A 13,372-nucleotide genomic window follows, 5' to 3' on the forward strand; every position below is an offset into this window, starting at 1 on the left:
GTCCGGACCCGAGGGTCCGGACCGGCGGTCGTTCTGCTATTCCTGCTGCTGGGCGGCGTGGCCCCCGGAAGGGGTCAGGCCGAGCGGCGCAGCTTGCCGGCGCGCAGCAGCTCGAGGCGCTCGTCGAGCAGGTCCTCGAGCTCCTTCACCGTGCGGCGCTCGAGCAGCATGTCCCAGTGGGTGCGCTGCGGCTTGGTCGCCTTCGGCTCGGGCTTCTCGGCGTCGCGGAGCAGCGCCTCCTCGCCACAGCGGCACTCCCAGATCGGGGGTACGTCCGCATCGGTGGCGAAGGGCAGGATGATGGTGTGGCCGTTGGGGCAGTCGTAGTAGGCCTGGAACCGAGGGGCGAAGTCCACGCCCTCGTCAGACTCCATGCTCTTACTACCGATGCTCATACCGCGCAGGGACCGGTCAGGCACGATGTCCTCCAGAGGGTTGTCGGGATAGGTGGCGGAAAAAGGTCCGTATAGCCAACGCAGGGACCCTCTGTGATGTTCCAGCCCATGTTTCAGCGGTCTGACGACCAGCCGTGCCAAACCAGGCTACCGATCGGACGTGCGCCCGCAAGCGCACTCCGGGCAAACTGGGTGTGTATGTGCGCGATCTCACGCACGTCGAGGCAGGTGACCGTGTTCGCGGCGGGAACAATCAGCACGGGTCGCCGGTTGAGACCCATGTTCATGCAGATGCATGAACAGCGCGAGCGGCGACCCGCTCAGGAGCACCACGATCGAGGAGCACAGCATCATGCAGTTCGGGATCTTCAGTGTCAGCGACGTGACTACGGACCCGACGACGGGGCACACCCCGGACGACACCGAGCGCGTCCGCGCCATGCTCACCATCGCCAAGCACGCGGACGAGGCAGGCCTCGACGTCTTCGCGACCGGTGAGCACCACAACCCGCCGTTCGTGGCCTCGAGCCCGACGACGATGCTCGGCTACCTCGCGGGTGTCACCAAGGACATCACCCTGTCCACGGCGACCACGCTGATCACCACCAACGACCCGGTCCGCATCGCCGAGGAGTACGCGATGCTCCAGGTCATCAGCAACGGCCGCATGGACCTCATGATGGGCCGCGGCAACACCGGCCCCGTGTACCCGTGGTTCGGGCAGGACATCCGCCAGGGCATCCCGCTCGCGATCGAGAACTACGCGCTGGTGCGCCGCCTGTGGACCGAGGACGTCGTGGACTGGGAGGGCAAGTTCCGCACCCCGCTGCAGGGCTTCACCGCCACCCCGCGCCCGCTGGACGGCGTGCCGCCGTTCGTGTGGCACGGCTCGATCCGCAGCCCCGAGATCGCCGAGCAGGCCGCCTACTACGGTGACGGCTTCCTGCACAACAACATCTTCTGGCCCATGAGCCACACCAAGCAGATGGTGGCGTTCTACCGCCAGCGGTTCGAGCACTACGGCCACGGCCGCGCCGACCAGGCGATCGTGGGCCTCGGCGGCCAGGTGTTCATGCGCAAGAACAGCCAGGACGCCATCAGTGAGTTCCGGCCGTACTTCGACAACGCGCCCGTCTACGGGCACGGCCCCACCATGGAGGACTTCACGCGCGACACGCCGCTGACCGTCGGCTCCCCGCAGGAGGTCGTCGACCGGTACGGCTCGTTCATCGACGACGTCGGCTACTACCAGCGCCAGATGTTCCTGATGGACCACGCCGGGCTGCCGCTCAAGACGGTCCTGGAGCAGATCGACATCCTGGCCTCCGAGGTCGTGCCCGAGCTGCGCAAGATCGCCGACGCCAAGCGTCCGGCCGACGTGCCGGCCAACCCGCCGACCCACGCCGAGCGGGTCGCCGCGGCCCAGGCCAAGGGCGAGGCCGGCGCCACCCACGTGGGTGACGGTGGCGACGAGTTCACCGGCACGCTGGCCGAGGAGGCGCTCTGATGACGGGGATCGTCCCCACCGAGGACCGGCCCCGGCGCACCATCGCCGTCGTACACGCGGGGCTGGGCCAGCCCTCCTCCACGCGCCTGCTGGCGGACCGCCTGGCGGACGCCACCGCGCGCGAGCTGAAGGCGCTCGGCCACGACGTGACCGTCGAGGTCGTCGAGCTGCGCGACCACGGCCACGCGATCATCGACGCGATGCTCACCGGGTTCCCCACGGGTGACCTGGCCGGTGACATCGAGACGATCACGCAGGCCGACGGCATCATCGCCGTCTCGCCGCTCTTCACCACCACCTACTCGGGGCTGTTCAAGTCGTTCGTCGACATCCTCGACAAGGACGCCCTGACGGGCATGCCCGTGCTGCTCGGGGCGACCGGCGGCACGCCGCGGCACTCGCTCGCACTGGAGTACTCGATGCGCCCGCTGTTCACCTACCTGCGTGCCGACGTCGTGACCACGTCGGTCTTCGCGGCCACGGACGACTGGGCGCAGGCCGGGGACCGCACCCGGCGCGACGACGGCGCGAGCTCGCTGCCCGAGCGCATCGAGCGGGCCGGCCGGTCCCTCGCGGCGACGGTGGCCGCGCGCGGGGAGCACACCAAGCGGGACGACCCGTTCGCCAGCACCCCCAGCTTCCTCGACCTGCTGGGCGGCGACTGACCAGCCGTCATGACCGCACCATGACCCTGCCCTGCCCGGGGCTTGCACGTCCCGGGCAGGGCAGGGAACATATGGGACAGCAACCGCAGCGGGTCGCGGGCAGTCGATGGTGAGGGAGCGCGGTCATGGCGGACGACACGACGGACGGTACGCAGGACCAGGTCCCGGACGAGACCGAGGTGGAGACGCCCGGTGCCGAGACTCCCGATGCTCAGGCTCCAGCCGCACAGGACCCGGCTGCCGGAGCCGTGGAAGGCGACCCGGCCGCCGAGCCGGCGCCCGCCGTGACCAGCCCGCGGGCAGACACCGGACGCGTCGCCCGGATCGTCGCCGCACTGCGGCAGGCGCACGCCGAGCAGGCAGCACGGACCGCTGCTGCTGCCGAGTCGTCCGAGACGACCGGGCTTTCCGAGGTCGCCGACCTTCCTGAGCCTGCCCTTCTCTCCGAGGCCACCGACCCCTCGGACCCGCCCGCTCCCCGCCGGGAGAGCAGCGGGGTGCGGCACGCCCCGCCGGTCATGCCCACACTGCGCTGGAACCCCGGTGCCCGATACCGGGCCTCCCAACTTGCGAACCAGGCCGCACGGCCCGAGCCGAACGCGGCGCCCGAGCCCAACGCGGCAGTGCCTCTCGCGCCGCTGCCTCCGGTGCCCCCGCCACCCGCACCGCTGCCTCCGGTGCCCGCGCCTCCGGCCGGTGCTCCGCCCGCACTGGCCGGGCGCCTGTTCCGCGGCCCGGCCCGCCGGACCGCCGTCTTCGAGCGCGAGATCTGGCACCCGACGGCGCCGTCCTCGCGCGTTCCGAGCGACGTCGGCGAGGCGCTGGTCGCCGCCGTCGAGCGCTACCGCAAGGGTTCGATCTCGACGTCGGGCCTCGTACGCGCGATCGCCAGCACCCACGCCGCCTGACGGCGGCCCGCCCCGCCCGCTCACCAGGACAGCTCCTCGACGTCCGCCGTCCACCTCCCTGAGGCCCGGGACGGCGGACGTCGTGCTGTACGGCGCCGTCGGTCAGCGGTCCTGCCGGTCACTGCCCCGCAGGCCCCCCTGCCCGCTGACCGTTTTCAGCCGGTTCTCCGCCGAGTTTTCAGATAGTGGTAAATCACAAGCCTGATCCGCGCTGGTTAGCCCGGGTGAACCCTTGTACCCGCTTCTCGCAGCGGGGGACCATTCGTTGCACTGCAAGCGAGTACACGAAGCAGGCGCCCCGCGCGCCGCGACCTGTCGCTCTCTCTCAGTGGGTGCCCACCGGCACCTGATGACCAGGACGACAGGGGGTGAGCGGCTGATGCGTGCACGTGTGGGCGGGTCGCTGCTCGGCGTCCTGCTGGTGGGCGGACTGCTGGGCGGGTGCGCGCGCGAGGCGAGCGTCGCGAACTTCACCGTTCCCGAGAAGTACTCGACGGTCGAGCAGCTGGTCGCCGACGCCGACGTCGTCGCGCTGGTGCAGGCCGGCCGGTCCGGGGTCGACGTCGTGGACCGGGTGCCCTGGACGCGCACCGAGCTGGAGCTGCGCAAGGTGATGCTCGGCGAGGTCGAGAAGGACGCGAGCCTGGTCGTCACCCAGGTCGGCTCGGCCTCCTCGCCACCCGGGGTGAACCTGGCGTCGATCCTGCGCAGCGACCACGAGTACGTCGTGATGCTGCACCGCACCGACGTGGGCGAGTACGAGGTGGTGGGCACCGGCGTCTGGCGGGCCGACACCCTGGGCGCCAGCCTCACCCTGCACACGGCCAAGCCGTCCAGCGTCCCGTCCGCCATCCCGCACGTGACCACGCCCTGGGAGCTCGAGCTGGAGCTCGGCAAGGTCCGGACGGCGCTCGGCACCAGCGTCATCGGTAAAGACTGAGGTCAGGGGACCGTTCGGGGCCCGGACAGTCCGCCGCTGCGCCAGACTGGACCGCATGACGCGCAGCCTCGTCCTCACCGCCGACGACGCCGGGACCGATCCCGACGCGGACCGCGAGATCGCCGCCCTCCTGGCCGGATCACCCCTCACGGCGGTCTCTGTGATCACCCTCGACCCGGGCGCGGGGCCGGGCAGCCCGCCGGAGAACCCGGGTGCGGCGCGCGCCGTCCTGCATGTCGCCGAGGCAGCGCCCGACGTCGCCCCGGGCGTGCACGTGGTGCTCCCCACGCCCGCGCCGGAGGGCGGGTTCGACGACGTCACCGACCGGATCGGCGCCCAGGTCGACGCCCTGACGCGAGCCGCCGCGGACGCGGGCGCGCCGTCGCCCGGCCGGCTGGACTCACACCAGGGCACCCTCTACGGGCTGCTGGGCCGCTCCTACCTCGCCGAGTCGATCGCGTTCTGCGCCGCGCACGGGCTGGCGTTCCGCATGCCTCGCGGCCTGGAGCTGTACGGCGACGACGACCCCCTGCTGGCCAGTGCCGACGTCCGCACCCGGCACGCGAGCGCCGTCGCGGCCGCGGACGCCGCGGGGGTGCGCATCCCGCGGGTGATCGCGACCCATCGTGGCGGTGACGCGGAGGCCCGGGACTACCCGACGCTGCGGGAGCACTACCTGGGCCTGCTGCGCCGGCTGCCCGAGGGGACGAGCGAGATCTTCCTGCACCCGGCGCCGGACACCCCGCGGCAGCGGGAGGTCTCGGCGGCGTGGTGGCGCAAGCGGGTGTGGGAGCTGCGGCTGCTGGGTGACCCGGTCTTCATCCGGGAGATCGAGCGGGAAGGCATCGACCTCGTCAGCGGGTGGTGAGTAGGCTCACCGGCGTGGAGGCCGAGGACGCCGTGGACGCACCGCAGGCAGGCACCCCGCCGCGGGGTCCGCGCGGGACGTCGCCGCTGCGCTACGGCGTCGGCATGTTCGGCACCTCGCTGCCGATCAACCTGGTCAAGGGCTCGATGCTCTACGTGTACGTGGAGCTGCTCGGCCTGGACGCCGTCGTCTACGCGACCGTGTACGCGGTGTACGGGGTGCTGGACGCCCTGGACAACCCCGTGTTCGGGTACCTGTCGGACCGGACGCGCTCGCGGTGGGGGCGGCGTCGGCCCTACCTGGTGGTCGGCGCGCTGGTGCTCACGGTCACGACCGTCGCGCTGTTCACGGTGCCGGGCGCGGTGGCGGACTCGGCGGTGGGGCTGGCGGTGTGGTTCGCGGTCTTCGCGATCACCACGGAGATGGCGGACTCCCTGATCAACGCCAGCTACGGCGCGCTGCTGCCGGAGCTGTTCACGCACGAGCGGCGCCGGGCGACGGCGAACGCGGTCCGGCAGGGCGCGCAGCTGGTCGCCCTGGTGATCGCGCTGGCGCTGACCCCGGTCCTGGCGCGGAACGTGCTGGGTTCGGAGGGTTCCACGGTCGGCTACGGGCGGCTGGCGATCATCTTCGGCGTGGTCTCGGCGGCGGTCATCCTGTGGACCGCGCTCGGCGTGCGGGAGGACCCGGCCCTGGACGCCGAGCCCAAGCCGCAGTTCTTCCGGTCCGTGGGGCAGATCCTGTCGACGGCGCACTTCTGGACCGTGGGGCTGGTCAACGCCTGCTACGGCGCGGCGATGGCGCTGGTGCTGGGCGGGCTGCAGCTCTACGTGGCGCACACGCTGGGCGGCTCTGCGCTGGACGCGAGCATCCTGCAGCTCGTGGTGATCGCCGTGTCGATCGGCATGCTGAGCGTGTGGGCGGCCGTGGTGCGCCGCAAGGGCGCGGCCTGGACGTGGCGGCTCGCGCTGCCGGTCGCGGCCGTCGGGTTCGTGCCGCTGTACTTCGCGACCGACCTGGTCACCGGCATCCTCGCCGGGCTCGCCGTGGCCGTGGGCTACTCCGGCGTGCTCGCGACCAACGACCTGGTGATCGCCCGCGTGCTCGACGCCGACGCCGCCCAGCACGGCACGCACCGCAGCGGCCTGTTCCTGGCGGCGTTCGGGGTGCTGGGCCGGCTCAACGGCCTGCTGACGGCGGCGGCGCTGGCCTCGCTCGCGCTGTGGTTCGGCTACCGCTCGGGTGCCGACCCCGGACCGGACCCCGGGCAGGCGTTCCGCGTGTACCTGTCGGTGTACCCGCTGGTGCTGCTGACGATCGGCACGGTCGTGTCGCGGTTCATCCGGCTGCCGGCAGCACCGCAGGAGCAGGCCGGGGATGCGCCCGACGACCAGCCGGTCACGCGCTGATCGCGAGCAGCGTCCGGTCGGCGGCCTCCAGCCGGTAGGGGCCGTGCTCGGGCGGCGCGGCGAACGTCACGCGGTCCCCGCGGACCCGGCGCCTGCGGTCGGTGCCGCCGTCCGGCAGGCCCTCGACCAGGACGGTGCCGTCCGCGTCGACCGCGACCAGGTCGTCGCCCACGCGCACCAGGACCGGTTCGCCCGGGCCCGGGAAGCGGCTGATGGCGGTGCGGCCGTGGCGGATCGCGTCCAGGATCGCCGCGGGCGTGCGGTCGGCCGCGGCAACCCAGGTCGTGGGCGTGCCGGGCGGGTAGCCCTGGTCGGGCGTGTGGAAGTCGCTGCCGCCCAGGAACACGGGATTCCCGCCCGGTCCGCCGTCCGCCGAGCCGCCGAGACCCCGCAGGTACGCCCACGGCCCGGTCGCCGTCAGGTCGAGGAACCACGAGATGTGCCACAGCTCCAGGAACGGGGTCCGAACGGGGAACTGCCAGCCGCAGTCGTCCTGCAGCGGGTGGTTCACGGACAGCAGCCCGCCGCGCGTCTCGACGTCGGACAACCACTGCCGCGCCGGACGCCGGAAGTCCACCCAGCCGATGTCCCCGAACGCGTTCGCGTGACCCGCGTGCGTGGTGACCTCCTGCCCGGGCAGCAGGCACAGGTCGTACGCCGCGCCGACGCCGGGCAGGTGCGCGTGGTGCGAGACGGTGTTGTGGTCCGTCACGGCGAGGAAGTCCAGGCCCCGTCCGACGGCGGCGGACGCGAGCTGGGCGATGCTCAGCGTCCCGTCCGAGTGCGTGGTGTGCGCGTGCAGGTCGCCCGCGTACCAGGTCAGGCCGTCGGGCGCGGGCAGGTCACGCCCCAGCCGGGTGCGGCCGGGCCCGCTGCCCGACGGCGGGGGCGGCGCCGGCGGCTCGTCCTCGACCGGCCCGGCGTCGGCCCCGGTGGCGATGGTGACCGTGACGTCGATCGGCTCGGCGGGCAGCCGGTGCAGGCCGAGCACCACCGCCCAGGCGCCCGGTACGAGCTCGCCGGGCTCGTACCCGGGCGTGGCTGTGCCCGAGTCTGTGCCTGTGCCTGTGCCTGTGCCCAGGTTCGCGACCGGCCGCGCTCCCGGGTCGATCGCGAACCGGGACCGCGCCCCTCCTGACCAGCCGCGCCACCGCTCCGGGTCGCGGCAGCCCAGGTCGATCACGGCGGCGTCCCGGTCGTACGCGAGCGTGACCTCCAGGGCGTCCGCGCCGCGCCCCGGGATCTCGAACGGCACCTCGAGGTACCGCCCCTCGATCTGGTCGTCCACCGACAGGCGCAGCCGGCGCTCCTCGAAGGTCACGGCGTGCTCACCGCCCCAGGATCTCGGTCAGGAACTCGATCGCCGCCGGATAGGCGTCCTTGCGGTTGGCCCGCTTGGCCAGGCCGTGCCCCTCGTCGTGGTAGACCCGCAGCTCGTGCCGGATCCCGCGGTCCGCGAGCGCCGCGGCGATCTGCTCGGCCTCGGAGAGGGGGACGCGGGGGTCGTTGGCGCCGTGGATGACGAACAGGGGCGCGCGGAGCTGGTCGAGGTGGGTGATGGGTGAGGCGGCGACCAGCAGGTCGCGGTGGTGCTCGAGGCTGCCGTACTCGCGTTCGCGGGCGGCGCGGCGGTACTCGGAGGTGTTCTCGAGGAAGGTGACCAGGGAGGACATGCCGACGATGTCGACTCCGGCGGCCCAGAGGTCGGGCTGCATGGTGGTGCCGGCGAGCACCATGTAGCCGCCGTAGGACCCGCCCCACAGGGCGCTGCGTGCGGGGTCGAGGCCGAGGTCGGGCAGCCAGGCGCGCAGGGCGGCGAGGTCGGCGACGGAGTCGAGCCGCTTGTCGACGTCGTCGAGGCTGACCCAGCGCTTGCCGTAGCCGGCGGAGCCGCGCACGTTGGGGACCAGCACGGTGAACCCGGCGCCGGCGAGGGCCTGGATGACGGGGGAGAACAGGCGGGTGGCCTCGCCCTCGGGGCCGCCGTGCACGACGACGACGGACGCGCCGGCGACCGGGGTGTCGGTGGTGGCGGGCCGGTAGACGAAGCAGGGGATCTGCTCGCCGTCGGGCGTGGGGACGCGGTGCACGGTGGGCAGGACGATGGGCAGGCCGTCGGGGATCTGGGCGCGGCCGTCGACCAGGGTGGTCGAGGTCCCGGTGGTGGCGTCGACGAGGTGGATGGAGCCGGGGTCGCCGGAGGCGGTGAGGTGCACGGCGAACCGGGACGAGTCGGGGGCCCAGACGACGGTGGGCACGCCGGTGTCGGGCAGGGTGACGTCGCAGCGGTGGGTGCCGTCGTGCTCGTGGACGGCGAGGGTGGTGACGCCGTCCTGGTGGTGGCCGACGACCATGGCGGAGCCGTCGGGGGAGAGGACCACCTCGAGGTCGTGGTCGGCGGCCTCGACGAGGGTCTCCCAGGTCGTGCCCTTCGCTCCGTCGGCCCCCTCGGCTCCGGTGCGGACCCGGACGACGGCGGCGTGCTCGCGCTCGTGGTCGGAGGCCATGACCAGGGTGTCGTCGCCGGCGGACCAGGCGACGTGCGTGTGGTGGGCGTGCTCGTCGGCGGCCGTGACGTCGCGGGTGACCGTGCCGTCTGCGCCGCCCGCGACGAGGATCTGCGTGGAGCGCGGCTTGCTGCTCAGCGTGGTGATCGCGACCGAGCGCCGGTCGTGGGAGGCGACCGCGTCCACGAGGTACCCGCCGCCGTCGTACAGCGTGGTCTGGGTGCCGGTCGCGAGGTCGTGCACCACGACGTCGAAGTCGACGCCGTCACGCCGGTTGGTCAGGAACACCACGGACCCGGCGGAGACGTCCGCCAGGTCGTGCTTGTACGCGGGGTCGTGGACCAGGGGCGTGAGGTCCCCCGCCGTGGCGGGCGCCGCGCCCGGGGTGATCTCCAGGAGGCTGAGCTGCATCTGCTCGTCGCCGCCGTTGTCGTGCTGCACCACCACGCTCCGGGTGCCGGGCACGTAGCGGCCGGAGCAGCGGGACGGCAGCGCGGTGAGCTGGGTGCGGCTGCCGTCCGGCGCGATCTCGACGAGCTGCATGCTGCCGGACTCGTCGTTCCCGGCCAGGATGCGGCCCTCGGGGTCGACGTCGAGAACGGTCCATGCGGTCAGGTCGAGGAGCGAGCTGATGATCTCGGGCGCGGAGGTCAGGGGTGCGGAAGTCACTCAGGCAACCTAGCGGCCCCGGGCCCACCTCCGAACTGCTGGACGTAGTGCGGGTTGTACATGACGCCCAGCAGGTTGCCGAACGGGTCCACGACGGAGGCGGTGACGAAGCCCTGGTCACCGCGTGGGGTGACGGGCTCGTACTCCGTGGCGCCCAGGTCCAGCAGGCGGGCCACGAAACCGTCCAGGTCGTCGACGTGCCAGTACATGAGCGCGCCCCCGGGCTGGTCGGGCAGCCCCGGGGGCGCGAACGAGCGGCTGACGAGGCCGAGCTCGGCCTCGTTGTCCCCGATGCGGAACTCGGCGTAGGCCGGCTTCCCGTCCGGTCCGGGGCGCTGGAAGTACGGCTCGACGCCGAGCAGCTCGGAGTACCAGTCGGCGGCGGCGCCGACGTCGTCGGCCCAGTAGTTGATGGTGGAGAATCCTCGAAGGCTCATGCCGCCATCACAGCACCCGCCACTGACACTCGCCCCTGCGCCGCTCGCTCGGGCCTTGAGCTACTGGCCCTCAGGCCACCGGGACGGCCGGGCTGATGAAGCGGGCGAGGTCACCACCGAGCAGGCTCTCGCGGATGCTCGCGTTGATCGTGGAGGGGACACCCGGTTCGACGGCGCTGACGGCGTCGAGCCGGGCGTACTGCTCGTCGGTGAGGGTCACCGTCAGCGCGTCGAGGTAGTCGTCCAGCTGGGCCAGGGTGCGCGGGCCGACGATCGGGACGAGCGTCGCGGCGGACCGTTCACCCCGCTGACGGAGCCAGGCCATCGACACCTGCGCAGTGCTCACGCCCGTCTCCTCGGCGACCGCCAGGACGGTGTCGATGACCGCGGTCCGCTGGTCGGTGGACTCCGCCGTCACGTACCGGCTGGGATCGTTGGCCCGCCCCTCGCCGCCTGTCCGGTACTTGCCGGTGAGGAGGCCGCCGGACAGCGGCGACCACAGGTTCACGGCCAGACCGAGCCCTTCGGCCATCGGCAGCAGCTCGCGCTCGGCGGACCGCTCGATGAGGCTGTACTCCGTCTGGATCCCGACGATCGGCGCCCAGCCCCGCAGGTCGGCCAGGATCGCGGCCGCCGACACCTGCCACGCCGGGAAGTTCGACAGGGCTACATGATGGACCTTCCCTGAGCGCACCAGGTCGTCCATGCCGCGAACGATCTCGTCGATCGGGGTGACGCCGTCCGGGAAGTGGACCCACAGCAGGTCGACGTGGTCGGTCCGCAGCCGCCGCAGGCTCGCCTCGACGGACGCGACGAGGTTCTTCCGGCCGCTGCCGGTCAGCGAGACGTGCGGCTGCGCCGCGTCGGTCGCGCCGTACTTCGTCGAGACGACGAAGTGGTCGCGGTCGGCGGACAACAGGTCGCCCAGCACCGCCTCGGACTCACCCGCCTGATACATCCCCGCGGTGTCCAGGAACGTGCCGCCGGCCTCGGCGAACCGGTCGAAGATCGCGCGCGCGTCAGCCGCGCCCGTGCCGCTGACCCACGCGGTGCCGAAGTTGCCGGTGCCGAGGGCGTACTCGGAGACCCGTAGGCCCGATCGTCGTCCGAATGTCGTGTAGCGCATCGAGGTCTCCTCGAGGATGGTCTTGGGTATGGCTTGCGGGCAGGTCAGAGGTCGGTGATCCGGCTGTCCGCGATGCTCGTCGCGAAGTCGGGACCGAACGCCGCGGACGGCGTCCGGAAGCCGGAGGTGTGGCGGCCGTCGAGCACCCGGCGGGCGGCCGCGACCGCGGAGAGCTGCGTGTACGTGTAGCCGGTCGGGGTCTCGATCACCGAGCGGACGACGCTGCCGTCCGCGTCGGTGACCTCCGCGAGCGCCCAGTACCGGCCGGAGTCGCGCTCCGACGGCGTAGGCCCCTCCGGGAGCTCGGTGCCCGGTACGGGAATCCCCGCGTCGGAGCGCATGAACACCGCGATGTCGCGCAGCCCGACCGAGTGCCACGCCGTGATGAGATCGCCCATCGGGGCCGGGTCGTACTGCTCCGGGCCCGTGCCGAGGTCGAAGGTGACTGACACGGCCCCTTCGGTGCGCACGAGCTGTCCGTCGGCGCGCACCAGTCCGCCCAGGTCAGCGATTCCGGCGGCGCTCGAGACCGAACCGCGGGAGAACCCGCCGGTCACTTTCAGGGCCACCCGGAGCGCTACCGGCCGCGTCGTCCTGCCTGCGGTGTGGACGGCGACGGCATCGCTCGGCACGACGTCCCAGCCGACGCCGGGCAGCAGCATGACGCCGGCCGCCTCGGCCGCGGCGGACCGCTCCTCAGCCTGGGCGAAGGTCGCGAACTCAGCGGTGGTGTCGAGGTAGTGGACGCCTTCCGCGACGGCCGCGTCCATGAGCTGCTCGGCGGTCCGGCTGAACGGGCCCGCGACGTTCAGCACGGCCGTGGCGCCACGGAGCTCCTCCCGCACGACGGCCGGCTCGTCGAGCGTGAAAGTCCGGCCAGGGACGCCGAGCCGCTCGGCGAGCGCCTCGACCTTGGTTCGGTCCCGGCCGGCGACGGCGACATCGAGCCCGGTGCGCACCGCTTCCTCGGCGATCAGCCGCCCGACGTAGCCGGTGGCGCCGTACACGATCAGGGCAGGTGGGGTGGTGGCTCGCATGTCCTCAACGTAACAGAACGGAGAGGTGCTCTCCGTTTGGAGGATGGCCGTCCGCTACGAGAGGAAATCTCCGCGCGGAGAGCCGTCGTCCGCTCGACTACAGTTCGGGACATGGCGACCACGGGGACGAGTGAGGTTCCGAGGGAGCGCGCGGACTCCCGTCGAAAGCGCCTGCGCCTGATCGAGGCCGCACGCTCGGCGATCGCCGAGCACGGGCTCCAGGCATCGACGACCGACATCACGGAGCGCGCCGACGTCGGGGTCGGGACGCTCTACCGGCGCTTCGGGTCGAAGGAGGCCCTGATCGCGGACGTGCTGCTGGACGGGGTCGCCGAGATCCAGGCATGGGCCGACGCCGCTCTCGAGGACCCGGACCCCTGGGCCGGCCTGTCCGGGTTCCTCTTCGCCTATACCGAGGCGCAGCTGGCCAATCTCGGGCTGGCCGAGTTCACGAGCGGCACCGCACAACCACTCGCGCCGGAGGTAGCGGCGCGTGGTGCCGAGCTGGCGGCGGCCATCGACCGGCTCGTTCGTCGCGCGCAGGACCACGGCGCGCTCAGGGCGGACGTGAACTGGCGGGACCTGGTCCTGATCTCGATCGCCCCGATGGGTGGGACCGAGTGCCTCGGGGCCACCCGGGGCGAGGGGCAGTGGCGCCGCACGATCGCCATCGCGCTCGACGGCCTCCGCGCCCCGGCAGCGAGCACGCTGCCCCCCGAGTGATCCCTGACGCGACCGCACGGCTCACGAGGCTGCGCGGCGACGGCGCCGCGCAGCCCGGTGCGGGTCCGGTTCAGTGCGACGTGTGCGCGTCCGCTTCCTTCCTGTCCGTCTCCTTCTTCTTCTCGAACGACGCCACGAGCGCCTCGGCCGCTGCCCTGGCGCGCGCGGCCTCCGCCTGAGC

General features: G+C 72.6%; 13 protein-coding genes. 7 read left to right on the forward strand and 6 right to left on the reverse strand.

What is annotated here, in order from left to right; translation table 11 throughout:
- Window positions 1–74: 74 nt before the first annotated feature.
- Window positions 75–419, reverse strand: a complete 345-nt coding sequence (locus ACFU5G_RS24710) for an RNA polymerase-binding protein RbpA (RefSeq protein WP_026365682.1) — start codon at window positions 417–419, stop codon at window positions 75–77.
- 328 nt (window positions 420–747) lie between these two features.
- On the opposite strand from ACFU5G_RS24710, the gene ACFU5G_RS24715 reads away from it, so the two are divergent.
- The 6 genes from ACFU5G_RS24715 (at window position 748) to ACFU5G_RS24740 (ending at window position 6,692) form a co-directional block, all read left to right on the forward strand.
- Window positions 748–1,902 (forward strand): LLM class flavin-dependent oxidoreductase, encoded by a 1,155-nt coding sequence (locus tag ACFU5G_RS24715; RefSeq protein ID WP_377250776.1) that lies wholly within the window; start codon window positions 748–750, stop codon window positions 1,900–1,902.
- Window positions 1,902–2,567, forward strand: coding sequence for an FMN reductase (locus ACFU5G_RS24720; protein WP_377250746.1), 666 nt, complete (start codon window positions 1,902–1,904; stop codon window positions 2,565–2,567). Before ACFU5G_RS24715 ends, ACFU5G_RS24720 begins: the two co-directional genes overlap by 1 nt.
- A 125-nt stretch (window positions 2,568–2,692) precedes the next feature.
- Window positions 2,693–3,475 (forward strand): hypothetical protein, encoded by a 783-nt coding sequence (locus ACFU5G_RS24725; protein ID WP_377250748.1) that lies wholly within the window; start codon window positions 2,693–2,695, stop codon window positions 3,473–3,475.
- A 379-nt stretch (window positions 3,476–3,854) separates the two neighbouring features.
- Window positions 3,855–4,415, forward strand: coding sequence for a hypothetical protein (locus tag ACFU5G_RS24730; protein ID WP_377250751.1), 561 nt, complete (start codon window positions 3,855–3,857; stop codon window positions 4,413–4,415).
- A 55-nt stretch (window positions 4,416–4,470) separates the two neighbouring features.
- Window positions 4,471–5,283, forward strand: coding sequence for a ChbG/HpnK family deacetylase (locus tag ACFU5G_RS24735; RefSeq protein ID WP_377250754.1), 813 nt, complete (start codon window positions 4,471–4,473; stop codon window positions 5,281–5,283).
- A gap of 14 nt (window positions 5,284–5,297) precedes the next feature.
- Complete coding sequence (locus ACFU5G_RS24740; RefSeq protein ID WP_377250757.1) at window positions 5,298–6,692, forward strand: MFS transporter; 1,395 nt, start codon at window positions 5,298–5,300, stop codon at window positions 6,690–6,692.
- On the opposite strand, the gene ACFU5G_RS24745 is transcribed toward ACFU5G_RS24740, so the two are convergent.
- From ACFU5G_RS24745 to ACFU5G_RS24765, 5 genes are all read right to left on the reverse strand, one after another.
- Window positions 6,682–8,013: a CehA/McbA family metallohydrolase gene (locus ACFU5G_RS24745; protein ID WP_377250760.1), complete on the reverse strand. Its 1,332-nt coding sequence runs from the start codon at window positions 8,011–8,013 to the stop codon at window positions 6,682–6,684. The two genes, ACFU5G_RS24740 and ACFU5G_RS24745, sit on opposite strands and share 11 nt — an antisense overlap.
- 7 nt (window positions 8,014–8,020) lie before the next feature.
- Window positions 8,021–9,868: a S9 family peptidase gene (locus ACFU5G_RS24750; protein ID WP_377250763.1), complete on the reverse strand. Its 1,848-nt coding sequence runs from the start codon at window positions 9,866–9,868 to the stop codon at window positions 8,021–8,023.
- Entirely contained in the window at window positions 9,865–10,305 is a 441-nt protein-coding gene (locus tag ACFU5G_RS24755) for a VOC family protein (protein ID WP_377250766.1), read from the reverse strand. Before ACFU5G_RS24755 ends, ACFU5G_RS24750 begins: the two co-directional genes overlap by 4 nt.
- A gap of 70 nt (window positions 10,306–10,375) precedes the next feature.
- On the reverse strand, window positions 10,376–11,431 hold the full coding sequence (locus ACFU5G_RS24760) for an aldo/keto reductase (protein ID WP_377250768.1): 1,056 nt from the start codon (window positions 11,429–11,431) through the stop codon (window positions 10,376–10,378).
- Window positions 11,432–11,475: 44 nt separating this feature from the next.
- The gene (locus ACFU5G_RS24765; RefSeq protein ID WP_377250770.1) at window positions 11,476–12,468 is read right to left on the reverse strand and encodes a saccharopine dehydrogenase family protein; all 993 of its coding nucleotides are present in this window, start codon (window positions 12,466–12,468) and stop codon (window positions 11,476–11,478) included.
- 111 nt (window positions 12,469–12,579) lie between these two features.
- On the opposite strand from ACFU5G_RS24765, the gene ACFU5G_RS24770 reads away from it, so the two are divergent.
- Window positions 12,580–13,191: a TetR/AcrR family transcriptional regulator gene (locus ACFU5G_RS24770; RefSeq protein ID WP_377250773.1), complete on the forward strand. Its 612-nt coding sequence runs from the start codon at window positions 12,580–12,582 to the stop codon at window positions 13,189–13,191.
- The last annotated feature ends 181 nt before the right edge of the window (window positions 13,192–13,372 follow it).

Origin of the sequence: Promicromonospora sp. NPDC057488, from assembly GCF_042802395.1 — a bacterium.
Lineage (GTDB): Bacteria > Actinomycetota > Actinomycetes > Actinomycetales > Cellulomonadaceae > Promicromonospora.